Below are 24,182 nucleotides of genomic sequence, written 5' to 3' on the forward strand. Positions count from 1 at the left end.
GGACACGTTCCGGTGGGAAGACGTCAGGACCCGGAAGGGCCCTCGTCCTCGGATTGATTGTCGTCGGAGCCATTGGTGTCCGGCTGGTCACCGGACTGCGGCTCGCCGTGGTGGTCGTCCTGGGCTTCCGCAGACCCTGCCTTCTCCGCAGACGATGCGCCACCGAAGATGACGTCGTCGGGGCGGCTGCGCAGATACTCCTCCACCGCAGCGCCCAGCTCTTCGGCATCGGGCACATCGTTGTCATCGGTCAGCAGCAGCGACCGCTGCGCAGGAGTCGCGTACTCGTCGAAGTTGGTCTCCAGACGCTCCACCAGCTGGGTGATCTCCGGGCTGCGCTCCACCTGGCGGGAGATGTCGACGTCGACGGTGCGGGCGGCCTCACGCAGCTCATCGGTGGGCAGCATCAGCTCACAGGCCGCGCCGGCGTACTCCAGGGCCGCGACAGCCACCTGAGGATATTTGCCGCCGGCCAGGTAGTGCGGCACATGGATCGTGTAGCCGACCACCTCGTGGTCGGAGGCATCGGCGCGCATCTCCAGCATCTGGCTCAGGCCAGCCTCCAACTGAGCGTCCGGCGACCAGGTGGAGATCCCGTCGATGAGATCCTGACGGTTGCCGTGCGCCGTCACGCCCAGCGGACGGGTGTGCGGGGTGGGCAGTCCGAGGGAGTCGACCAGCACCATCAGGGAGACATCAAGACGGTCCACGAGCTCCAGGACGGTGTCGGTGACCCGCTCCCACTGAAAGTCCGGCTCGTCGCCGCTGAGGAGCAAGAACGGCCTGTCCATCGCGTCACGCACCTCGTAGAGGTTCAGCTGCAGGCCCTGATAGTCGGTGAAGCGGTTGTCGGTGAAGGTGATGTGCGGACGGCGGGAGCGGTAGTCATAGAGCGCGTCGACGTCGAAGCTGGCCAGCTGCTTGTGCGGCAGCGTGCCCAGCAGCGACTCAGCCAGCTGTTCGCTCAGCGTGCCCGCATCGGTGTGACCGGCCAGGGACACCACCAGCGGCATTCTGGGGGCCGGGGCCGTGCTCCAGGGGCTGGACTGGGCATGAAGCACCAGTTCGGTGCTGATCGCGGCGGGGTCCTCGGGGTTCTCCTGCGCAGCTTCAGCATGCACATGCAGAAGGTCGAATGGATCTCTCATCAGCTGCTCTCCCTTCACGGTGACGTGGGCTGCTGACAGTCGATAGCGACAACAGTCTGCCTGATCCACACATTCCCGGCGCGTATTTGGATAGGATCAGGAGCGTGATTAATGAATTCTCTCCCTCAGTGACCGCCGTATCCTCCGCAGTTGAGAAGGTCGACGCCGACGCCCTGGTGCTCGGTGTGGCCAAGGGCCCCGACGGCCCGGTGCTGCTGCCGAACCCGCTGGCCGAGAAGGCCGCCACAGGCGTGGGTGGTTCGCTGGCCGCCCTGGGCGCCACCGGCGCCGCTGACCAGCTGCTGCGGCTGCCGGGAGTTGATGGATTCAAGTCCGAGACCCTGGTCCTGATCGGTGTGGGCCCACTCACCGGTGAGCCCGACGGCGGCGTCTCGACAGAGGCACTGCGTCGGGCTGCCGGCTCTGCAGTGCGCCAGCTCGCCTCTGCCACCTCAGCAGCCTTGGCGCTGCCGTGCGCGACCGTCGAGCAGGTCTCCGCGGTGGCCGAGGGTGCGGCCATGGGGGCCTACAACTTTCTGCATTTCAAGGGCAGCCAGGAGGCCCGGCAGAAGACCCCGGTCTCCGAGATCGTGGTGCTGACCCCGCTGAAGGACAAGCACACCAAAGCCGCCGTCGCCCGCGCATCCGTGGTCGGATCGGCGGTGCGAGCTGCGCGGGACCTGGTCAACACGCCCCCGAGCCACCTCTATCCGGAGTCCTTCGCAGACATCGTGAAGACCCAGGCCAAGGGCACCAAGCTCAAGGTCAAAGTCTGGGACGAGAACCAGCTCCAGAAGGAGCATTTCGGCGGACTGCTCGGGGTCGGCGTCGGATCCTCCCGCAAGCCCCGACTGGTGCGCATGGAGCACTCCCCCGCGAAACCGGTGGCCCATATTGCCCTGGTGGGCAAAGGCATCACCTTCGACTCCGGAGGGCTGTCGCTGAAGCCTGCCAATGCCATGACGACCATGAAGCTGGATATGGCCGGTGCCGCCACAGTGGCCGCAGTGGTGCGGGCGGCCGCCGACCTGGACCTGCCGGTCAAGGTCACCGGCTGGCTCTGCCTGGCGGAAAACATGCCCTCAGACACCGCCCAGCGGCCCGAGGACGTCATCACCATCTACGGCGGCAAGACGGTGGAGGTCCTCAACACCGACGCAGAGGGTCGACTGGTGCTCGCCGACGGGATCGTAGCCGCCGGTGAGGAGCACCCCGACGCAATCATCGACGTCGCCACCCTGACCGGGGCACAGATGGTCGCCCTGGGTGCACGCACTGTCGGGGTGATGGGCAGCGAGGAGCTGCGCGGCACTCTGGTGGGCGCATCAGAGGGTGCCGGGGAGTCGCACTGGGGCATGCCGATCCCGGAGGAGGCCCTCAGCGGCTTCGAGTCTCAGGTGGCGGACCTGACCAACACCGGAGACCGATTCGGCGGCATGCTCAACGCGGCAGCCTTCCTGCGCGAGTTCGTCGCCGAGCGGCCCGACGCCGACCCCAAAGCGTTGGACAAGGAGGCCTCACGCATCCCGTGGGCTCACATTGATATTGCCGGTCCGGCCTTCAACGAGAAGGGTGCCTACGGGTACACGCCCAAGGGCGGCACGGGGGTGACTGTGCGCACGCTGATGAGCTATCTGCAGGGTCTGGGCCGCTGATAGTCTGATGAGCAGGATTGTAATTTGAGAATTCCACACACCAAAGGAGCCTGACACGTGGCCGAAGAATTCGACGTACTGGTCCTCGGAGGCGGCAGCGCAGGATATGCCGCGGCACTGCGCAGCGTCCAGCATGGTTTCAGCGTCGCCCTGGTGGAGAAGTCCAAGCTCGGCGGCACCTGCCTGCACACCGGCTGCATCCCCACCAAGGCCTACCTGCACGCCGCAGAGCTGGCAGACGATGCTCGTTCGTCCGAGAAGTACGGTGTGAAGACCACCTTCGAGGGCATCGACATGGCGAAGGTCCGCGAATATAAGGACGACATCGTCGCCGGAAAGCACAAGGGGCTCACCGGACTGCTGAAGATGCGCAAGGTCCAGGTCATCGAAGGTGAGGGAAAGCTCGTCTCGGAGAACGAGGTCGACGTCGAGGGCACCACATACCAGGCCAAGCACATCGTGCTGGCGACCGGCTCCACCGCCAAGACCTTCGGACTGCCGGTGAGCGACCGGATCATGACCTCCACCGAGGCGCTGGAGCTGGACTACACGCCCAAGTCCGCCATCGTGCTCGGCGGCGGGGTCATCGGCAGCGAGTTCGCCTCCGCCTGGACCAGCTACGGCACCGAGGTGACCATCATCGAGGGGCTGCCCAGCCTGGTCCCCAATGAGGACCCTGCGATCATCAAGCAGCTGGAGCGCAGCTTCAAGAAGCGCGGCATCACCGCCAACACCGGCACCTTCTTCAAAGACGTGGAGGAAACCTCCGACGGCGTCAAGGTGACCCTGGAGGACGGCAAGACCTTTGAGGCGGAGATCTGTCTGGTGGCCGTGGGCCGCGGACCAGTCACCGAGGGCCTGGGCTTCGAAGATCAGGGCGTCACTCTGGACCGCGGGTTCGTGATCACCGATGAGCGTCTGCACACCGGGGTCGGCAGCATCTACGCCATCGGGGACATCGTGCCGGGGCTGCAGCTGGCCCACCGGGGCTACCAGCAGGGCATCTTCGTCGCCGAGGAGATCGCTGGCAACAGCCCCCTGGTGGTGGAGGACATCAACATTCCGAAGGTCACCTTCTGCGAGCCGGAGATCATGTCGGTGGGCTACACCCAGCCCAAGGCTGAGGAGGAGTTCGGCAAGGACAACCTGCAGATCACCGAGTACAACCTGGCCGGGAACGGTAAATCCTCGATCCTGGGCACCGGCGGCATCATCAAAATGATCGGGGTCAAGGACGGACCCATCGTCGGGGTCCACGGCATCGGCTCCCGTATCAGCGAGCAGATCGGTGAGGCTCAGCTCATCGTCAACTGGGAAGCCTACCCGGAGGACGTCGCCACGCTGGTCCACGCCCACCCCACACAGAACGAGGCCATGGGGGAAGCCGCCATGGCGCTCTTCGGTCACCCCCTGCACGGCTAGAGCACAGGCCACCAACGACCAGGCACCTAAGAACCACGAGTAGGAGACGGACATCATGTCTGAGACTGTCAACCTTCCCGAACTCGGTGAATCCGTCACCGAAGGCACTGTCACCCGCTGGCTCGTCGAGGTCGGAGAGGAGGTCGAGGTCGACCAGCCGCTGCTGGAAATTTCCACCGATAAGGTCGACACCGAAGTTCCCTCCACTGTTGCCGGCGTCGTTGAGGAGCAGCTGGTCGCTGAGGACGAAGAGATCGAAGTCGGCGCACCCCTGGTGAAGATCGGCGACGGCTCCGGCGCAGGCGGCGGCTCCGAGGATGAAGGCTCAAAGGACGAAGGGTCAGAAGAAGGCGGCGAGGACGAAGCAGAGTCCGAAGAAGCGCCTGCGGAGTCAGAGTCGGCCGAGTCCTCGGAGTCCACGCAAGAGGCCGCCGAGGAGGAGGCCCCCACCCCAGCGGCCGGTGAGTCCGGCGGCGGCGAGGCCACCACCGAGGAGGACAGCCCGGCCGAGGACACCTCCGGCGACTCCGAAGAGGTCACCCTGCCTGCCCTGGGCGAGTCCGTCACCGAGGGCACCGTGACCCGTTGGCTCGTCGACGTCGGTGACGAGGTGGAGGTCGACCAGCCGCTGCTGGAAGTCTCCACCGATAAGGTCGACACCGAGGTCCCCTCCCCCGTGGCCGGCACGGTGCAGGAGCTGAAGGTCAGCGAGGACGAGGAAGTCGAAGTCGGTGCCGTGCTGGCACTTGTGGGCTCCGGCTCCGGCGAATCTGCTCCGAAGTCTGAAGAGCCCACTGAGGAGGCCGCCGAAGTCTCCCAGGAGAAGGAGGAGAAGCCCGAGCCTGAGCCTGCTGAGGAGCCGAAGCAGGAGCAGAAGCCGCCCAAGGAGGAGCCGAAGCAGGACTCGCAGAAGACCTCCACTCCGGCCCCGGCGAACAGCTCCTCGGACAGCTCGGCCGAGGGATACGTCACTCCGCTGGTGCGCCGACTGGCCAAGAAGGAAGACGTGGACCTCTCCCAGGTCACAGGGACCGGAGTTGGCGGACGCATCCGCAAGCAGGACGTGCTGGACGCCGTGGAGTCCAAGAAGAGCTCGGCTGAGGCCGACGGCGGCGAAACAGAGGCAAAGCCGGCGCCTCAGGTCCAGGTGGACACCACCAAGCGCGGCACCACCGAGAAGGCGCCACGCATCCGCCAGGTCATCGCCCAGCGCATGAAGGAATCCCTGGACGTCTCCGCGCAGCTGACCCAGGTCCAAGAGGTGGACATGACCCGCGTCGTCAACCTGCGGGCCAAGGCCAAGCAGAGCTTCCAGCAGGCCAACGGTGTGAAGCTGACCTACCTGCCGTTCATCGCCACGGCCGTGACGGAGGGCCTGAAGCAGCACCCCAAGCTCAACGCGGAGTACAACCAGGACGAGCAGCAGATCACCTACCACGACGCTGAGCACCTGGCCATCGCAGTCGACACCGAGAAGGGGCTGCTGGTACCGGTGGTCAACGACGCCGGAGACCTGTCCATCGCGGGCCTGGCCAAGCGGATCTCCGATGTGGGTGAGCGCACCCGCGACGGCAAGATCGGCCCCAACGAACTCTCCGGAGGGACCTTCACCATCACCAACATCGGGTCGGTGGGGGCGCTGTTCGACACTCCGATCATCAATCAGCCGCAGGTGGGCATCCTGGGCACCGGCATCATCGAGAAGCGGCCCAAAGTGGTCGCCGACGCCGATGGCAATGACACCATCGGCATCCGCCACCTGATGTACCTCTCGCTGACCTACGATCACCGGATCGTCGACGGCGCCGACGCCGGCCGTTTCCTCCAGACGCTGAAGGCGCGCTTGGAGGAGGGGAACTTCGAGGCCCAGCTGGGCCTCTGAGTCCCACGCGATCTGAACCCGAAGCGCCTCAGGAGCCCGGTCCATTTCGATGGGCCGGGCTCCTGGCGCACTGGAAGCTGTGTGGGAAGCTCTGCCAGGGCCTCATCATCGACGTGAGCGGCCAGCCGCAGGGCGGTGGGCTCTGCGCAGTCGTAGAGCTCTGCGGCGAACTCCTCCGCACTGGGGCGCTGCCCCGGCGGCGCGCCCAAACACTCCTCCAGCAGCGACACCAGTGCCAGTGGAAGCTCCGGCCGCAGCGCGCCGAGCGGCGCCCGGTGCGGACTCTGATCCGGACGCCGGGCGGTGAGCAGCTCCCATGCCGCAGCGGCCAGGGCGGCGACGTCGTCCTCGGGCGAGCCGTCCACGGACCCCATGCCCAAGAGTGCTGCCTCCCCCAGGTCCGCCAGGGCGGGCCGACCCTCATAGCTGAGCAGAATATTGGCTGTGCTGACATCTGCGTGGCAGGCGCCCAACCGGTGCAGATGCTCCAGGGCTGAGGCCACCGGTGTCAGTGCGGTCACCACCGCACCAGCCGACAGGCGGCCGGCGGAGCGCAGCAGCTGGGCCAATGAGCCGGCCGGGTAGGCGTCCATGAGCACGCCCGGCACACCCTGGGTGCGTGTCAGCCCCCAGGCACGCACCAGATGGTCGTGGTGCAGCGGAAGCATCGCGTCCAGCTCCTCGCGGCCGCTGCGCAGGCTCATCACTGCCTGCGGCTTCGCCAGCGGAACCTTCAGCGCCAGCTGCTGCGGAATCTCGGACCCGCCGCTGACCCACACGACCTCGGCGTTCGAGCGGGGCTCGGCCCCCGGCCGGGGATGCACCAGCCATACGGCGGCGCGACCACCGAGGCCCAACAGGCGTCCCACACTCAGTCCCGGCACCTGGGGAGGCGACGCGAGACCGGCGATGCTCCGGGACGCTGCGGCAGGGGCTGGATGAGGATTCTGGTGCTGACTCATGGTCCCAGACTGCCGAGAATCGCCGAACTCTGCAGAAGTTATCCACAGGCTGGGCGTCCCCCATGGAGAATCTGCTGATCAGGCGGGATCTGACACGTTCGCATGGCGATGACTTACGGCGTCATCGACTCCGGCACAAGGCGTAGGGTAAGAGCATGGAACTACCGACCCGCAATCTCGGCTTCGATCCGAAACTGGTCGACTATGCCGAGGCCCTGGACCTGCAGCGCAGCCTGCACGCGCAGGTGCTTGACGGGCAGGCCCCCTCGACTCTGCTGCTGCTGGAGCATGCCGACGTCTACACCGCAGGCAGACGCACCGAACCCCAGGATCGGCCCAAGGACGGCACACCGGTGGTCGACGTCGACCGGGGTGGGAAGATCACCTGGCACGGCCGCGGTCAGCTGGTCGGCTATCCGATCCTCAAACTCCGGAACCGAGCACTGGTCAAGGACTATGTGTGTGCCTTGGAGCAGGCCATCATCAGCGTCTTGGCTGCGGACTACGGGATCCGGGGCGAGCGGGTCGAAGGGCGTTCGGGGGTATGGATCACCGGCGGCCCCGCGGACAAGAAGATCGCCGCAGTCGGCATCCGTGTCCACCAATCCGTGACGACCCACGGATTCGCCCTGAACTGTTCCAACGACCTCTCCCCGTTCAGCAATATTGTGCCCTGCGGCATCTCCGACGCCGGCACCACAACGGTCAGCGCTGAGCTGGGCCGCACCGTGACCCCGGCCGAGATCTCCGAGCGCATGGCGGCGGAATTGGGTCGTACTCTGCCGCGCTACACCTCATCAGAGGAGAGCGCCCCCTCAGGTCAGCACGCTGAGGAGCGCTCTGCCTGTTCAACCTCGCAGCCGAAGGAAGGAATCCCCTCGTGAGCGGATGTGCACCCACCTCCACTGCCTCAACCGGAGCGCTGGCCCCTGAAGGTCGCCGGATGCTGCGCGTTGAGGCGAAGAACGCCGCGACCCCGGTGGAGCGGAAACCAGAATGGATGCGGACCAAAGTCACGATGGGTCCCGAGTTCGCCGAGATGAAGCGGCGCGTGGGAGGCAAGGGCCTGCACACGGTGTGCGAAGAGGCTGGCTGTCCGAACATCTTTGAATGTTGGGAAGACCGCGAAGCCACCTTCCTCATCGGCGGGTCCGCATGCACCCGACGCTGCGACTTCTGCGAGATCGACACCGGCCGACCCGCCGCCCTGGATGAGAGTGAGCCGCTGCAGGTGGCTGAGTCGGTCCGGGAGATGGAGCTGCGCTACGCGACCGTCACCGGTGTAGCACGCGATGACCTGCCCGATGGCGGAGCCTGGCTGTACGCGGAGACCATCCGCACGATTCACCAGCTGAATCCGGGCACCGGGGTAGAGATCCTCATCCCCGACTTCAACGGCCATGAGGAGAACATCGCCGCGATCACTGAGGCCAAACCTGAGGTCTTCGCCCACAATGTGGAGACTGTGCCGCGCATCTTCCGCAGGATCCGGCCGGCGTTCCGCTACGAGCGGTCCCTGGATGTGCTGAGCCAGGGCCGCAAGCGCGGAATGATCACCAAGTCCAATCTCATCCTGGGTATGGGCGAGACGCGCGAAGAGATCAGCGAAGCGCTGCAGGACCACCACGACGCCGGTTGTGATCTGCTCACCATCACCCAGTATCTGCGTCCCACGCCCCGGCACCTGCCGGTGGACCGGTGGGTGAAGCCCCAGGAGTTCATGGAGATCTCTCAGGAGGCCGAGGAGATCGGCTTCCTGGGTGTGATGTCCGGGCCCCTGGTCCGCTCCTCCTACCGGGCCGGGTCCCTGTGGGCCAAAGCCATGCAGAAGAAGGGGTGGGAGATCCCTGAGGAGCTCTCCCACATTCAGCCCTCCGGACAGACCAAGCAGGAGGCTTCCACGCTGGTTGCGGCAGGCTTCTGAGGCCCAGCTGCGTCTGGGGATTATGCAGGCCCATCGGATACGATGGAGGACATCATGGCAGACAAATCCTCCGTTACCGAGCCCACCTCCAAGCAGGCAGCCAAGGCTGAGCTGAAGAAGCTGCGCGAGCAGCAGAAGGTCGATAAGAAGAAGCGCAAGACCAATAAGAAGGCCAAGGGTGAAGGGTTCTTCGCCCGCATCAAGCAGGTCTTCACCATGACACGGGCCCACGACCCGAACATTGTCTGGTGGATGCTGCTTGCCGCGCTGGTGACCTTCGCCGTCGCCTTCGTCCTGGTCACCCTGCTGCTCAATTGGATCACCGGCCTGCTGGTCGCCACGCCCTTCGCCCTGCTGGCGGCCATGATCGTGATGAACCGTCGTGCAGAGAAGGCTGCGTTTGCGCGCATCGAGGGCCGTCCCGGAGCTGCGGCGGCCGCGCTCAACACCCTGCGCCGGGGCTGGGTGGTCTCCGAAGAGCCGATCGCCATGGACGCCAAGACTCAGGACGCCGTCTTTCGTGTGGTCGGCAAGCCGGGCGTCATCTTGGTCACCGAAGGCCCCCCGGCCCGGGTGAAGAAGATGGTGGAGAAGACGCGCAAGCGCCTGCGGCCGGTGCTGCGCAACGAGGTCCCCATCGTGGTGGTGCAGTCCGGACGCGCAGGCAACCATCAGGTGCCGCTGCCCAAGCTCACCAAACACCTCAAGAAGCTGGACAAGAAGCTCACCAAGCACGAGGTCCACGAGATTGAGCGCCGCCTCTCGGCCCTGCCGATCTCTCAGCCGCCCATCCCCAAGGGCGTGGACCCCTTCCGCTCACGGCCTGACCGCAAGGCACTGCGCGGCTGAGGGCGCTCCTCTGATAGACTAGAGCGTTGTCTGGCAGGCGAAAGCACGTCTTTCGTCGTAGTCATCGAGCAATCGGCAGCTCGAGCTCTCCCACTGACTGATCTGACGGAGGCCAGGAGCTGCTCATGACACTGCCATGAGCAGCGGATAAACACGATGCCGTCCACGAAGAGCAGAAAGAGACACCTATGCCTACCAGTCCCCTGCGCAGTCGTCGTACTGTGAAGGCCAGCCGCGCCCTCGGCGTCGCGCTGACGCCCAAGGCCCAGAAATACCTGGATCGTCGCCCCTACGGCCCCGGCCAGCACGGCCGTACCCGCCGCAAGGCCGATTCCGACTACTCGGTGCGTAAGCGCGAGAAGCAGCGGCTCCGCGCCCAGTACGGCATCCGCGAAGCACAGATGCTGCGCTACTACGAAGAGGCCCGCCGCCAGGAGGGCCTGACCGGTGAGACGCTCATCGAGCTGCTGGAGTCCCGGCTGGACGCACTGGTGCTGCGTGCAGGCTTCGCCCGCACCATTGCTCAGGCTCGCCAGTTCGTGGTGCACCGCCACATCGTCGTCAACGGCAAGCGCGTCGACCGCCCGTCATTCCGCGTCAAGCCCGGCCAGATGATTCACGTGCACGAGCGCAGCGATAAGTTCGAGCCTTTCCAGGTCGCCGCCGCCGGCGCCCACCAGGAAGTTCTGCCGGCGGTCCCGGGCTACCTGACTGTGGAGATCGAGAAGCTGCAGGCCACTCTGACCCGCAAGCCGACTCGCGCAGAAGTTCCCGTGACCTGCGAGGAGCAGCTCGTGGTCGAGTACTACGCGCGCTGATTCGCACACACTTTATCCGCTCAGGGCCCGCCGCATCCGCTTCGGAGACGGCGGGCTCTGTGCGTTCGGCGTAAACTTATCCAGTCACCTGAACCCGCGCCTCAACGATAAGGACACTGCACACCGATGAAGTCGCAGGACATCACGAGCACCTGGCATGACTACTTCAGCGCCAAGGGTCATACCAAGGTCCCCTCAGCCTCGCTGGTCTCGCCGGAACCCTCGCTGCTGTTCACCATCGCGGGAATGGTGCCCTTCATCCCCTATTTCACCGGCGCTGAGACACCTCCCTACCCCCGGGCGGCCTCAGTGCAGAAGTGCATCCGCACCGAAGACATCGAAGAGGTCGGCAAGACCGCACGGCACGGCACCTTCTTCCAGATGTGCGGCAACTTCTCCTTCGGCGACTACTTCAAGGAGCAGGCCATCCCCATGGCATGGGAGCTGCTGACCACATCGGTGCAGGGCGACCCAGCCACCGGGCTGCGCGGCTACGGCCTGGACCCGGAACGGCTGTGGGTGACGGTCTATGAGCACGACGACGAAGCCTACGAGATCTGGCGCGACTCCGTGGGGGTGCCCGAGGAGCGGATTCAGCGCTTCGACGCTGAGGACAACTACTGGCACACCCACCAGCCGGGCCCCGGGGGCCCGTGCTCGGAGATCTACTACGACCGCGGCCCCAGCTACGGCGTCGAGGGCGGTCCGGCCGCCGATGAGACGCGCTACGTGGAGATCTGGAACCTGGTGTTCATGCAGTACCGGCTCTCTGAGGTCCGCTCGCAGACCGACTTCGACGTCGCCGGGCCGCTGAAGTCCAAGAGCATCGACACCGGGCTGGGGCTGGAGCGGCTGGCCATGGTGCTTCAGGGCGTGGACAGCATCTACGAGACCGACCAGGTGCGCCCGGTGCTGGACCGGGCCGCTGAGTTGGCCGGGGTGAGCTACACCTCCACCGAAGACCCGCAGGATCCCAACCACGCCGTCGACGTTCGGCTGCGCATGATCGCTGATCACACCCGCAGCGCGCTGATGCTGATCTCCGACGGTGTGCGCCCCTCCAACGAGGGCGGCGGCTATATTCTCCGGCGCCTGATCCGCCGGGTGATCCTCGGCATGCGGCTGCTGGGCGTGGAGGACGCGGTCTTCGCAGACCTCATCGCAGCCTCCAAGGACGCGATGAAGGCCGTCTACCCGGTGGTCGAAGAACGATTCGACGCCTTCAGAGCCACCGCAGTCCGGGAGGAGCAGGCCTTCCTGCGGACCATCTCCGCCGGCACCACCCGCCTGGAGAGCGCCGTGGCACAGGCGAAGCAGTCTGGCTCCCCACTGACCGGAGACGACGCGTTCGCGCTGCACGACACCTACGGCTTCCCCATCGACCTCACCCTGGAGATGGCCGAGGAGGCCGGGGTCAGCGTGGACCAGGCCACCTTCACCCAGCTGATGACCGAGCAGCGCAACCGCGCCCAGGCCGATGCCAAGGCCAAGCGGTCCGGACACGCCAACACCGAGATGTACCACCAGCTGCTGGCCGACTCCCCCACCGCCTTCACCGGATACACCGAAGAGGCCACTGAGTCCCATATCCGCGGCATCCTGGTCAACGGCGAATATCGCACCAGCGCCGCAGCCGGCGAGGAGATCGAGATCGTCCTGGATGCCACCCCGTTCTACGCGGAGGCTGGCGGCCAGGCCGCCGACACCGGACGTATCACCGGCGACGGCTTCACCCTTGAAGTCCGCGACGTGCAGTCCCCCATCAAGGGGCTCTCCGTGCACCGGGCCACAGTTGCTGAGGGCGAAGTGGCCGTCGGCGCCCAAGCGGTGGGCGCGATCGATGTGCGGCGTCGTCTCGATGCGGAGAAGGCGCACACGGCCACCCACATCATCCACGCCGCCCTGCACGATGTGCTCGGTCCGGAGGCCGTCCAAGCAGGCTCCTTCAACAAGGAGGGCTACCTGCGCTTCGACTTCACCCACGACGACGCCATGTCACCCTCCGCCCGCCAGGAGCTGGAGGAGGTCGCCAACTTGGCAGTGCGCGATAATCACCCGGTGCAGACCAAGGTCGTGCCCTTCGAGGAGGCCCAGGCGATGGGTGCGATGATGCTCTTCGGCGAGAAGTACGGAGACCAGGTTCGAGTCGTGGAGCTCAACGGCCCCTGGTCCCGCGAGCTGTGCGGGGGCACGCACGTGGACACCACCGCTGAGATCGGCACCCTGGCACTGATGTCGGAGGCCTCAGTGGGCTCGGGCAACCGCCGGGTGGAGGCACTGGTCGGCCTGGACGCGTTCCGCCACTTCGCCGCTGAACGCACTCTGGTCAATCAGCTGACGGAGATGCTCAAAGTTCCTGCCGACCAGGTCCCTGACCGGATCTCAGCAACATTGCAGAAGCTGAAGGACACTGAGCGTGAGGTGGAGCGGCTGCGCTCCGAACAGCTGCGCGCCCAGGCGGGCCAGCTCGTGCAGAGCGCGGTGGACGCCGACGGTGTCGCCGTCGTGGCCCATCATGCAGGTGAGGCCGGCGGTGACGACCTGCGTCAGCTGGTGCTGGACCTGCGCGGACGCTTCGGCAGCCACCCAGCGGTGATCGCAGCCGCCGCAGAGTCCAAGGGCCGGCCCGTCATCGTCATCGCCACCACGGAGGCAGCGCGTGCCGAGGGAATCGCCGCAGGCGACCTGGTGAAGCGGGCCTGCGGGGTGCTCGGCGGCGGAGGCGGCGGAAAGCCCGACCTGGCCCAGGGCGGCGGACAGGACGTCTCAAAGATCTCCCAGGCACTGGACCTCGTGGTCGCCGACGTGCGCAGCCGCGGCTGAATGAGCGCTCAGCGGCCCGGCGTGCGGCTCGCCGTCGACGTGGGCGAGGCCAGAGTGGGACTTGCCGCCTCCGACCCCGATGCGCTGCTGGCCACACCAGTGATGACGCTTCGGCGCGACCCGAAGCGCTGCTCGGACCAGCGGATGCTGGTCAGGATCGCCCGGGACCGCGACGCGCAGGTGATATACGTGGGCCTGCCCCTGTCACTCTCGGCGGCGGAGACTGCGTCGACGCAGAAGGCCCGCGACTACGCCGCCGAACTGGCTGTGCGGCTGAGCCGGGCGGAGCAGCAGGTGCAGGTGCGCCTGGTGGATGAGCGCCTCTCCACCGTCTCGGCGGCCGAAAAGATGCGCGCGGCAGGCGTGGAGGCTAAGCATCAGCGCGGCAGCATTGACCAGGCGGCGGCCGTGGAGATCCTCACCCACGCCCTGGACATGCGAGCATCTCTGGGATCGGAACCGGGTGAACCGGTGACCAGCCCAGCGGACTGACGCTGCGCTGTGGAAGAGGCCGGCCGGTCTTATCCACAGCTGAAGTGACCCCTCTTGTGTCGGCTCAGCTCAGCGAGCATTGTTGAGCCATGGAAACAGCAGCAGCCCCACTGACGGGCATCTACCGCCCCGGCTACCCCTTCACCGCAGCGGAGCTGCAGACCATGGTCGCCCAGGGTGTGCTGCGCCATATGCTCGCCGATGTCTACGCCGAGCGCCAGCTCTCGGCCACCGCCACGGTCCGCTCAGCGGCTGCCGCGGCGCTGCTGAGCACGGCACTTCGCAGCTGCGGGGTGCTCTGCGGTGAGACCGCCGCATGGGTGCACCTGGGCCTGGACCCGCCGCACCGGGCGCAGGTGATCACTCAGGGCGTCTACCGGCGCCCCACCGACGGCGCCTGGCGGGTCTATCAGGTGCCACTGTCTGCGCAGGAGACGCAGCGCATCGGGCGTATGACCATCACCAATCCCACGCGCACCGCCGCAGACATCTACTGCGGCATCGGGGCAGCGGGTAGTCGCCGCAGCCTGGATCAGCTGCTCGACGGGGAGGGGCTCAGCGACCAGCTGCACTACTGGCCGCGCAGCAGCGAGCCGCTGCATGAGCGCGACCACAGCGTGCTGAGCCCCTCACCGGAGGACGAGCAGGGTACGGCACATCGGATGGACCTGATCGGTGAGCTGCTGCGGTACGCCCCGGGCGTCCGCGACGACGTGCTGGCAGCCGTGGTGCGGATTCTCGGGCTGCCTGGACCTCGCAGCAGGCGCGCAGTCCGTGCGGAGCAGCTGGTGGATCAGTGCGCCTCGCGGCGCTTGCCCACTGTGCGATAGACGTCATAGACCCCATCGATGCGGCGCACCGAGTTCAGCACGTGATTCAGGTAGCGCGGATCGCCCATCTCGAAGCTGAAGCGCGAGATCGCCACCCGGTCGGTCGAGGTCTGCACGGATGCGGAGAGAATATTGACCTGGGACTCCGCCAAGGTGCGTGTGACATCGGAGAGAAGCGACTTGCGGTCCAGGGCCTCGACCTGGATCTCCACCAGGAAGACGGAGCTCTTGGTGGGGGCCCAGTCTACCTCCACCAGACGGCCCGGCTCCTGGCGCAGCTGTTGGACGTTGCGGCAGTCTGCCCGGTGCACCGACACACCATGACCCCGGGTGACGAACCCTTCGATCTCGTCCGGGGGCACCGGCGTGCAGCAGCGCGCCAGTTTGGCCAGCACGTTTCCTGCTCCGCGGACGATCACCCCGGCGTCGGCGTACTCACTGGTGCGCAGCGGCGGTGAGGTGATGGGGGTGGTGTCGTGCTCCTCGGACTCTTCGTCGTCGGGCTCGAAGAGTGCGGTGAGGTGCTCCATCACATTCTGCGTGGAGACGTGGTCCTCCCCCACACCGGCGTAGAGTCCGGAAATGTCGGTGTAGTGCAGTTCCTCGGCGACGGTGAGCAGCACATCGGGGCTCAGCACCTTCTGCAGCGGTAGATTCGACCGGCGAATCGCCTTGGTCAGCGACTCCTTGCCACGTTCGATCGACTCTTCGCGGCGCTCCTTGGAGAACCAGTGCCGAATCTTGTTCCTGGCCCGCGCCGACTTAACGAACATCAGCCAGTCCTGGGACGGGCCGGCACCCTCGGCCTTCGAGGTGAAGATCTCCACCCAATCACCGTGCTGCAGCTCAGAGGTCAGCGGCACAAGCTTTCCATTGACGCGGGCGCCGATGGTCTTATGGCCCACGTCGGTGTGAATCACGTAGGCGAAGTCCACAGGTGTGGCACCGGCCGGCAGCGAGATGACTTCACCCTTGGGGGTATAGACGAAGACTTCGCGGGCGTTGATCTCGTAGCGCAGCGACTCCAGGAACTCGTCGGGGTCGGTGGTCTCAGACTGCCAATCCACCAGGGACCGCAGCCAGCTGATGTCTGCAGTGGCCTGGTTCTGCTGGGTTGCCTGCGGCGACTGCGCGGTGCCGGTGGCAGCAGCCGCTGTGGCGCTGTCGGTGGCCGGCGGCTTCGACCCATCGCGCTGAGTCTGCTTGTACTTCCAGTGGGCGGCCACACCGTACTCGGCTCGGCGGTGCATCTCATAGGTGCGGATCTGCACCTCCACCGGTTTGCCCTGGGGGCCCAGCACCGTGGTGTGCAGGGACTGATACATATTGAACTTGGGCATGGCGATGTAGTCCTTGAACCGCCCCGGCAGCGGACTCCAGCGTGCATGCAGGGTCCCCAGTGCCGCATAGCAGTCGCGCACCGAGTCCACCAGCATGCGCACACCCATCAGGTCATGAATATCGTCGAACTCGCGGCCGCGGACGATCATCTTCTGATAGATGGAGTAGTAGTGCTTGGGGCGACCGGTGATTGTTGCTGCGATGTTGGAGGCGTTGAGGTCATCGGCGATCGTGGTGCGCACTTCGGAGAGGAACTTCTCCCGCTGCGGAGTGCGGTCGCCGACCAGCCGGACGATCTCTTCATAGACCTTCGGGTACAGGGCGGCGAAGGAGAGATCCTCCAACTCCCACTTGATCGTGTTCATGCCCAACCGGTGAGCCAGCGGGGAGAATATCTCCAGGGTCTCCTTCGCCTTGCGCGCGCTGGACTCGGCAGCGACGTAGCGCCAGGTGCGCGCATTGTGGAGCCGGTCGCCGAGTTTGATCATCAGCACCCGGATGTCCTTGGCCATCGCGAGGACCATTTTGCGCACGGTCTCGGCCTGTGCGGCGTCGCCGAACTTCAGCTTGTCCAGTTTGGTGACACCATCGACCAGCAGGGCGATCTCGTCACCGAAGTCCTCGGTGAGGCGCTCCAGCGAATAGTCGGTGTCTTCCACCGTGTCGTGCAGCAGCGCCGCAGCCAGGGTGGATCCGTTCAGCCCCAGCTCCGCAAGGATCGTAGCGACGGCGACCGGATGGGTGATGTAGGGGTCACCGGATTTGCGCTTCTGATCCTGATGGTGATGGTGAGCGACGTCGAACGCCCTGCGGATCAGCGGCAGGTCAGCCTGCGCATCATTGGCCCGCATCGCGCGCAGCAGCGGCTCCAGCAGCGGCGAGTCCTCCGAACTGTTCAACGCACCCACACTGCGGCTGCGGCGCTGGGCTGCGGCCGGTGCCGCCGACCCGGACGAGCTGTCACCGGTGGAGCGGCTGCTGGCGGTCTCCGCCAGCTGATTGCCGTAGGCGGAGCCAGTGGGCGAAGGCACACCTGTTGCAGACCCAGCTGCCGCCTGGTCCGTGGGCCGTGTGCCGTCGTCGTTCACTTGCTCAGTGCCTACTCTCCTCCGACCAACATCCGTCTCAGCAGTTCCGTCTAGACAGTGCACACCAGTCTACCGGTTTCCCCCGCTGGGGGCAGAAGGGGACCCGTCGTCGGAGATGACGATCTCATAGCCGAGATCCTCGTCCTCGTCGTCGCTGGGCTCAGGTTCGGGCAGCGCGGGGAACGCAGTCGGCCGGCCCTCGGCGTCCAACGGGGTGCCGGAGTGGGTGACCGTTCCGACACCGCGCTCCTCACGCAGGGCCAGCACTTGCCGGGTGTGTTCGACCACATCAGCATCGCTGCGGCGCATCCGCGCGAACAGCGGAGCCTGGATGAAGATGGTGGCGATCGTGCCGACAATGATGCCGGTGAACAGTGCCAGGGCAATGTCGCGCAGCGTGCCGGCCCCCAGGAGCCAGGAACCGATGAACAGGATGGAGCCCACCGGCAGAATGCCGACCACCGAGGTGTTGACCGACCGAACCAGAGTCTGGTTGATCGCCAGATTGACCCGCTCAGTGAAGGTCTGGTCCTTCTGAGCGTGCAGGCTGTTCACGTTTTCGCGGATCTTGTCGAAGACCACCATCGTGTCGTAGAGCGCATAGGAGAGGATGGTCAAGAACCCAATGATGGCGCTAGGGGTGACCTCGAAGCCGGTGAGCGCGTAGATGCCCACAGTGGTGACCACCACGAAGCCGAGTCCGGCCATGGCAGCTACCGACATCTTCCAGGTGCGGAAGTAGACGGCCATATACATGGTCACCAGCCCCAGGAAGATGACCAGGCCGATCAGCATCTGCTGGGAGACGTGCTCACCCCAGACCGGGCCGATGAACGTGGAGGAGACCTGGTCGGCGCTGACACCGTAGCCCTGCTGCAGTGATTCGGCGACCTGCAGCGTCTCTTCGTCGTCGAGCTGCTCCGTCTGCACCCGGATGGTGTCACCGGAGATGTTGGTGACGGTGGCCCCCTGGCCGGAGGACTCCTGCACCGCCTCCTCACCGATGCTGACATCGGCCTGGTCGGTCTGCGAGATGGTGAACTCGCTGCCGCCGGTGAACTCGATGCCCAGGTTGAAGCCGCCCCGCAGGAACGGAATGGCGATGGAGATGACCACCACAGCCGCTGCGATGAGGAACCACAGGTGGGAGCGCTGGATGAACGGATAGGCGCGCTCACCGGTGTAGAGCTGGTTGCCGGCCTTGGCGAATCCTGCAGCCATCAGCGATCACCTCCTACAGTGTCCGGTGGTACCTCCGGGGCGGCGCCGGACGAGGAGCCCACGGCGGACTCCTGATGCTGCCGCTCTCGGCTGCGGGCCGCGGCGCTGCGGGCTTCGCGACGTTCGGCGATGGTCATCTGTGCCCATTGCTGCTCCGAAATGTCAGGCACCTCCTCGGCACGGTCGCCCGCGGCCGACTGCGACTCGGCGAGGTCGGCACCCTCGGCCTGTTGGGCGTGGAATCGTCGTCGGGCGAACCGCCCCGCCCCGCGGTAGAGCACGTCCACGCCCAGCGCTTTGGCGCTGAGCCCGGAGAACCGCTTGCCAGCTGCGAAGAAGGTGCGCCGCGCCAAGAGCTGCATCATCGGATGGGTGAACAGGAAGACCAGGATCACATCGATCAGCGCCGTGAGCCCCAAGGTGAAGGCGAACCCTCGCACATTGCCCACAGCCACCAGGTAGAGCACGACGGCGGCGAGGATGTTGACGGCCTTCGAGGCCAGAATCGTCCGTCTGGCCCGGGACCAGCCAGCCTCCACCGATCCGGCCAGCGAACGGCCTTCGCGCAGTTCGTCCTTGACGCGTTCGAAGTAGACCACGAACGAGTCGGCCGTCAGCCCGATGGACAGGATGAGCCCGGCGATGCCGGCCAAGGACAGCCGATACCCGTCGGTCCAGCCCAGCAGTGAGATGGCCCACCAGGTCAGTGCGGCGTTGACCACCAGCGAGGGGATGGTCACTGCCAGCGCCAGGGACCGGTACTGGAAGATGGCGTAGCCGGCGGTGAGCAGCAGACCGATGATGCCGGCCAGCAGACCCATGCGCAGCTGGTCAGCACCCAGGGTCGCTGAAATCTGCTGCTCGGATTCGATGGAGAAGGAGATCGGCAGGGAGCCGTAGCGCAGCTGCTCAGCCAGCTGTTCGGCCTCCTCCTCGGAGTAGTCACCGGTGATGCTGGCGTTGCCGTCGGTGATGGGGGCGTTCATGCTGGGAGCAACCACCACATGTCCGTCCAAGACAATCCCGAACCTGTTCTGGGCCTCATTCTGGCCGAAGCCGTAGAGGCGGGTGGAGGATTCGCGGAACTCTTCGGTGCCGGTGCTGTCGAAGTGCACGGTCACCTGGTAGAAGCCCGAGGACTGGCCGCCGGGTGTCTGCTCGGCGCCCCAGCTGGCGTCGTCGATATGCTCTCCGTCGACGTCGACGGGGCCCAGCAGGAACTTCTCCCCGCGCTCGGGGTCACAGGTGATCAGCGGCTCGTCCGGCTCCTGAGCCTGACGCTGCTCCAGCGAGATGTCGCGTTGGCACTCATAGTTGGCGAACTCAGCGGCCAGCTCGGGGGTGATCCAGTTCAGGTCGGAGTTGTTCTGCGGCTCGCCGTCGGGCTCCTCAAAGTCCTCCGGCACCGCCTCCTCCTGAGTCTCGGAGTCGTCCTGGGATTCGCGTTGGGCTTCCAGTTCGGCTTCGAGCTCTTCAAGCTCCTCGTCGCTGAGCTCCTCACGCTGGGCGTCCAGAATGACATCATCGAGGAACTCAGGGTCGGTCTCAGCGCGCAGCACGGGCCGGAACTCCATGTCTGCCGGAGCCTGGATCAGCTCGCGGGTCTCCTCATCCGGTGTGCCCGGCAGGCTGACGACGATGTTCTCCGAGCCCTGAACGGCGATGTCGGCTTCGGCGACGCCAGTGCCGTCAACGCGCTGACGAATGATCTCTACGGCCTGCTGCAGCTGTTCGTCGTCGACCTGCTCACCGGGTTCAGTCTGCGGCGAGAGCACCATCTGGGTGCCGCCCTCCAGGTCAAGTGCTAGCAGCGGAGCCCACTGGGCGCGGCCCTCCTGGACGCCGTAGGCCAGCAGCCCGCCCATGGTGACCAGGATCAGAAAGAGGGCGACCAGGGCCCCGCGGGCGGCACGGACGGGCTTCGGTGCAGCCATTCAGAGCTGCCTCAGCTGGTTTCGTCGCTGGGCTGCTGTCCGGGAGCAGGAGTGAGAATCTGCTGGACGGCAACAAGCAGGAAGTCGACGCGGTCGCCGTTGGAGAACTCGAGGACGATGCGCTGGGACTCCTCATCGCGGGAGACGATGGTGCCGACCATGCCCCCGGCGGTCACCACTTCGGCGCCGACCACGGCACCGGCGTGGGCCTGCTGCTGGGACTGGCGGGCCTTGCGGCTGCGACGGAAGGTCATGAAGATGAGCAGGGCAAGCATGCCCAGCATGACGAACATCAGGATGCCGCCGCCTGCTGGCTCGCCCGCAGCATCGCCGGCCTGGATTTGGGTCAGAAAGGTGTCAATCACAACGGGCAAGACTAGCAGGTCGGGGTGAATTTCTGTGCCTGGGCGCGGCCGGGAGCGGAACTATTCGTCCCAGAGCTTAGGGGCGGCCGGTCCCTCGTCAGTGGTGGTGGGCTTCGGCGCCTCCAGGCCCAGGTGCTCCCAGGCGGCGTCGGTGGCGATGCGTCCGCGCGGAGTGCGGGCCAGCAGCCCCTCCCGGACCAGGAAGGGCTCCGCCACCGACTCCACCGTCTCAGTCTCCTCCCCCACCAGGATCGCCAGCGTGGAGAGCCCGACCGGGCCTCCGCGGAACTTGGTGCACAGGGCATCCAATACGGCCCGGTCCAAGCGGTCCAGCCCCAGGGAGTCCACCTCATAGGTGTTCAGCGCCTCCGAGGCGGCCTGCTGGTCCACCTGGTCGATGCCGTGCACCAGCGCCCAGTCGCGGACCCGGCGAAGCAGGCGGTTGGATATGCGCGGCGTGCCGCGTGAGCGTGAGGCGATCTCGGCGAAGCCGTCCTCGGTGACGCTGATGTTGAGCATGCTCGCCGAACGGCGCAGCACCTGGTGCAGCTCATCGACGCTGTAGAACTCCAGATGGGCGGTGAAGCCGAACCGGTCACGCAGCGGACCCGGCAGCAGCCCAGCACGAGTGGTGGCACCGACCAGTGTGAATGAGGGCAGCTCCAGCGGAATCGAGGTGGCCCCGGCTCCTTTGCCGACGATGATGTCGACGCGGAAGTCCTCCATAGCCATGTAGAGCATCTCTTCGGCGGGTCTGGACATGCGGTGGATCTCGTCGATGAAGAGCACCTCTCCGTCGGTGAGTGAGGAGAGGATCGCGGCTAAGTCTCCGGCATGCTGGATGGCCGGACCCGAGGTGATGCGCAGCGCGGCCCCCATTTCGGCGGCAATGATCATCGCTAACGTGGTCTTTCCCAGTCCCGGCGGACCCGAGAGCAGCACGTGATCAGCTGCGGCACCACGCATCGCCGAGGACTGCAGCACCAGGGAGAGCTGTCCGCGCACCGTGGACTGGCCCACGAAGTCTTCCAGCGCCTTGGGCCGCAGTGCGGCCTCCATGGTCTTCTCCTCCGCTGCAGGTGCGGTGTTGACCAGCTCGCGGGGCGCCGCCTGCTCTGCTGCAGCGTCGTGGTGCTCGGTCTCGCTCATCGACTGCCCCCGGCCTTGGCCGCACCCAGGGAGCGCAGCGTGCTGCGCAGCACAGTTGAGGTGTCGGCATCGGCCAGCTCAGGTTCGGCCCGCAGGGTGGCATCAACTGCTGCCGAGGCGTCCTTCTCCGTCCAGCCCAGCGAGGCCAGCGCGGCCCGGACCTCGGCCACAGTCGCCGAGGCGGTGGCCGCACCCCCCGCGCCGGTCTCGGCCGTCCCGGCAGCGTCCTCCTGAGGTTCGATGACGAGCTTGCCGGCCAGCTCCAGCAGGATCCGCTGGGCAGTCTTCTTCCCGATTCCGGGGACCTTGGTGAAGGCGGCCGTATCGGAGTTCCGGATGGCGGTGCGCACATCGTCGGGCGGGTGGACGCTGAGCACCGCCAGCGCCAGCCGCGGTCCGATGCCTGAGATGGCCAGCAGCGTTGTGAAGATCTCCCGCTCGTCGGCGTCGGCGAAGCCGAACAGCAGCGGAGCGTCGTCCTGGCGGGGAACGAATGCGGTCTGCAGCAGCGCCGTGGTGCCTGCGCGCAGGGTGCTCAGCGTCTGCGGGGTGGCGTGGACGCTCAGGCCGAAGCCGGAGACTTCCACCACGGCATGGTCCAGCCCCAGCTGGAGCACCTCACCACGGATGCTGGAAATCATAGAACCTTCCCTTCGCTGGGTCCGCCCAGAATACGACAGAGCAGAATACCATCAGATTAGAATCTATCTTCGACTACCCTATCCCTCGAGGGTGACAGCAGGGCTGACCGAGCGGCGCGTGTCCTGCTCCCCCGGGTTGCTCAGCTGCGGCCGGAGGGCCTGCCGGCTCGCTTCTCGGCTTCCGCCCAGGCCTGCTGGGCTCGGGTCAGCCCAGCGGTACGTTCTTCGGCAGCCCGCTGCAGTGCGGTGCGCGCTCCCTGGTGGGTCTGCGTGGCGGCAGTGGCGCTGAACTTCGCTCCGACTCCGGAGCGCCAGCCGTGACAGATCGCCACCGCATAGGCGTCGGTGGCATCGACTGGTTTGGGCAGTCTGGGCAGTCCCAGGATGCGCTGAACCATCCGGGCCACGGCGTCCTTGTTCGCCCGGCCGTCGTCGGTCACCGCGGCCTTCACCTCAGAGGGGGTGTGCCAGGCGACCGGCACACCGCGTGCCGCCGCAGCGGCGATGATGACGCCCGAGGCCTGCGCCGTGGCGATCGCGGTGGGCGCGTTATTGGAGGCGAAGACCCGCTCGATGGCCAGCACATCGGGCAGATAGCGCTCCAGAACCGTCTCAGCGGCCCGCTGGATGGCCAGTATCCGCTCAGCCAAGTCCTGATCGCTGCGGGTGCCTTTGACCTCCACGTGCAGGGAATCACCCCGACGGTTGGGCAGCATCTCCACCACCGCGAAGCCGCACCGGGTTAGGCCGGGGTCCACCCCCAGGATGCGCTGAGCCACCCGGGAGGTGCCGGCTGTGCCGCTGAGTGCGCGGGTCGAGACCACCGATCAGCTCTCGGCGTCGAGTGCGGCCAGGGTCTCTTCGCTGAGGTCGGCGTTGGTGTGAATGCTCTGCACATCGTCCACGTCGTCCAGCGCGTCATGCAGCCGCAGGAACTTCTTGGCGTCCTCCAGCTCAAGATCGACCTTGATGTCGGAGAGGAACGCCACCTCGTCGGAGTCGTAGTGGATCTCGGCGGCCTGCAGCCCATTGAGCACCTCGGAGAAGTCAGTGGGCTCCGACCGGATGTGGAAGTGGGTCTCCTGCTCGACGACGTCCTCGACTCCCGCCTCCAGCACGGCATCCAGCACATCATCTTCGCTCAGTCCCTGAGTCTTGGGCACGGTGACCACGCCCTTGCGCTGGAACATGTAGGCGACCGACCCGGGGTCTGCCACGGTGCCGCCTGAGCGGGACACCGCAACCCGCACGTCTGAGGCGGCCCGGTTGCGGTTGTCCGTCAGGCACTCCACCAGCAGGGCTGACCCGGCGGGACCGCGCACCTCGTAGGTGACCTCCTCGTAGTCGACGGCCTCTCCGCTCAGCCCGGCGCCGCGCTTGATCGCCCGGTCGATGTTGTCGTTGGGAACCGACTCTTTCTTCGCCTTGGACACCGCAAGGTCCAGCCCTGGATTCCCGTCAACATCGGGGCCGCCGTTGCGTGCGGCAACTTCGATCTGTTTGATGTAGCGTGCGTTGATCTTCGCCCGCTTGGCGTCCACGGCAGCCTTGCGGTGCTTGGTGTTGGCCCATTTTGAGTGGCCGGCCATGGTTCTCCTCGTGGATTGTGTGAAACGGCTTCGTTGCAGGTGGCAACAG

The 24,182-nt window shown here is 66.2% G+C and carries 20 protein-coding genes; 10 read left to right on the plus strand and 10 right to left on the minus strand.

Annotated elements, in window-relative coordinates; genetic code table 11:
* Positions 1-23: 23 nt before the first annotated feature.
* Positions 24-1,148, minus strand: coding sequence for a PAC2 family protein (locus FHX47_RS02400; protein WP_246327898.1), 1,125 nt, complete (start codon positions 1,146-1,148; stop codon positions 24-26).
* A gap of 104 nt (positions 1,149-1,252) precedes the next feature.
* On the opposite strand from FHX47_RS02400, the gene FHX47_RS02405 reads away from it, so the two are divergent.
* From FHX47_RS02405 to sucB, 3 genes are read left to right on the plus strand one after another with little or no spacing between them, the layout of a single operon-like run.
* Positions 1,253-2,803 carry a leucyl aminopeptidase gene (locus tag FHX47_RS02405; protein ID WP_183357275.1) on the plus strand — a complete coding sequence of 517 codons (1,551 nt, stop codon included), beginning with the start codon at positions 1,253-1,255 and terminating at the stop codon, positions 2,801-2,803.
* Positions 2,804-2,860: 57 nt separating this feature from the next.
* Positions 2,861-4,225, plus strand: coding sequence for a dihydrolipoyl dehydrogenase (lpdA, locus tag FHX47_RS02410; protein WP_183357276.1), 1,365 nt, complete (start codon positions 2,861-2,863; stop codon positions 4,223-4,225).
* 55 nt (positions 4,226-4,280) lie between these two features.
* Positions 4,281-6,107, plus strand: coding sequence for a 2-oxoglutarate dehydrogenase, E2 component, dihydrolipoamide succinyltransferase (gene sucB, locus FHX47_RS02415; RefSeq protein ID WP_183357277.1), 1,827 nt, complete (start codon positions 4,281-4,283; stop codon positions 6,105-6,107).
* Here sucB and FHX47_RS02420 read toward each other — a convergent pair.
* Positions 6,011-7,069: a protein kinase domain-containing protein gene (locus tag FHX47_RS02420; protein ID WP_183357278.1), complete on the minus strand. Its 1,059-nt coding sequence runs from the start codon at positions 7,067-7,069 to the stop codon at positions 6,011-6,013. The two genes, sucB and FHX47_RS02420, sit on opposite strands and share 97 nt — an antisense overlap.
* 155 nt (positions 7,070-7,224) lie before the next feature.
* Between FHX47_RS02420 and lipB the strand changes: the two genes are divergently transcribed.
* From lipB to FHX47_RS02455, 7 genes are all read left to right on the plus strand, one after another.
* Entirely contained in the window at positions 7,225-7,953 is a 729-nt protein-coding gene (lipB, locus tag FHX47_RS02425; protein ID WP_183357279.1) for a lipoyl(octanoyl) transferase LipB, read from the plus strand.
* A 59-nt stretch (positions 7,954-8,012) separates the two neighbouring features.
* Complete coding sequence (lipA, locus tag FHX47_RS02430) at positions 8,013-8,993, plus strand: lipoyl synthase (RefSeq protein ID WP_183357827.1); 981 nt, start codon at positions 8,013-8,015, stop codon at positions 8,991-8,993.
* A 54-nt stretch (positions 8,994-9,047) separates the two neighbouring features.
* Positions 9,048-9,842, plus strand: coding sequence for a DUF4191 domain-containing protein (locus FHX47_RS02435; RefSeq protein ID WP_183357280.1), 795 nt, complete (start codon positions 9,048-9,050; stop codon positions 9,840-9,842).
* 188 nt (positions 9,843-10,030) lie between these two features.
* Positions 10,031-10,660 (plus strand): 30S ribosomal protein S4, encoded by a 630-nt coding sequence (gene rpsD / locus FHX47_RS02440; protein ID WP_183357281.1) that lies wholly within the window; start codon positions 10,031-10,033, stop codon positions 10,658-10,660.
* Positions 10,661-10,786: 126 nt separating this feature from the next.
* On the plus strand, positions 10,787-13,483 hold the full coding sequence (gene alaS, locus FHX47_RS02445; RefSeq protein ID WP_183357282.1) for an alanine--tRNA ligase: 2,697 nt from the start codon (positions 10,787-10,789) through the stop codon (positions 13,481-13,483).
* Positions 13,484-13,975: a Holliday junction resolvase RuvX gene (gene ruvX / locus FHX47_RS02450; RefSeq protein ID WP_183357283.1), complete on the plus strand. Its 492-nt coding sequence runs from the start codon at positions 13,484-13,486 to the stop codon at positions 13,973-13,975.
* Positions 13,976-14,064: 89 nt separating this feature from the next.
* Positions 14,065-14,805, plus strand: coding sequence for a hypothetical protein (locus tag FHX47_RS02455; protein WP_183357284.1), 741 nt, complete (start codon positions 14,065-14,067; stop codon positions 14,803-14,805).
* Here the strand turns inward: FHX47_RS02455 and FHX47_RS02460 are convergent.
* From FHX47_RS02460 to FHX47_RS02495, 8 genes are all read right to left on the minus strand, one after another.
* Positions 14,769-17,054: a RelA/SpoT family protein gene (locus FHX47_RS02460; RefSeq protein ID WP_343064312.1), complete on the minus strand. Its 2,286-nt coding sequence runs from the start codon at positions 17,052-17,054 to the stop codon at positions 14,769-14,771. The genes FHX47_RS02455 and FHX47_RS02460 overlap by 37 nt on opposite strands.
* 249 nt (positions 17,055-17,303) lie before the next feature.
* Positions 17,304-18,455 carry a protein translocase subunit SecF gene (secF, locus tag FHX47_RS02465; RefSeq protein WP_183357286.1) on the minus strand — a complete coding sequence of 384 codons (1,152 nt, stop codon included), beginning with the start codon at positions 18,453-18,455 and terminating at the stop codon, positions 17,304-17,306.
* A complete protein-coding gene (secD, locus tag FHX47_RS02470; RefSeq protein WP_183357287.1) occupies positions 18,455-20,389 on the minus strand; it encodes a protein translocase subunit SecD in 1,935 nt (644 codons plus the stop codon). Before secD ends, secF begins: the two co-directional genes overlap by 1 nt.
* A gap of 11 nt (positions 20,390-20,400) precedes the next feature.
* Positions 20,401-20,754 (minus strand): preprotein translocase subunit YajC, encoded by a 354-nt coding sequence (locus FHX47_RS02475; RefSeq protein WP_183357288.1) that lies wholly within the window; start codon positions 20,752-20,754, stop codon positions 20,401-20,403.
* 60 nt (positions 20,755-20,814) lie between these two features.
* Positions 20,815-21,903, minus strand: a complete 1,089-nt coding sequence (gene ruvB / locus FHX47_RS02480) for a Holliday junction branch migration DNA helicase RuvB (RefSeq protein ID WP_183357289.1) — start codon at positions 21,901-21,903, stop codon at positions 20,815-20,817.
* Positions 21,900-22,544: a Holliday junction branch migration protein RuvA gene (gene ruvA / locus FHX47_RS02485; RefSeq protein WP_183357290.1), complete on the minus strand. Its 645-nt coding sequence runs from the start codon at positions 22,542-22,544 to the stop codon at positions 21,900-21,902. The genes ruvB and ruvA overlap by 4 nt, the downstream gene beginning before the upstream one ends.
* 140 nt (positions 22,545-22,684) lie before the next feature.
* Positions 22,685-23,368 (minus strand): crossover junction endodeoxyribonuclease RuvC, encoded by a 684-nt coding sequence (ruvC, locus tag FHX47_RS02490; RefSeq protein WP_343064271.1) that lies wholly within the window; start codon positions 23,366-23,368, stop codon positions 22,685-22,687.
* Positions 23,369-23,371: 3 nt separating this feature from the next.
* Positions 23,372-24,133 carry a YebC/PmpR family DNA-binding transcriptional regulator gene (locus FHX47_RS02495; protein WP_183357291.1) on the minus strand — a complete coding sequence of 254 codons (762 nt, stop codon included), beginning with the start codon at positions 24,131-24,133 and terminating at the stop codon, positions 23,372-23,374.
* Between the last annotated feature and the right edge of the window lie 49 nt (positions 24,134-24,182).

Source organism: Garicola koreensis (assembly GCF_014195445.1).
GTDB classification, from domain to species: domain Bacteria; phylum Actinomycetota; class Actinomycetes; order Actinomycetales; family Micrococcaceae; genus Nesterenkonia; species Nesterenkonia koreensis.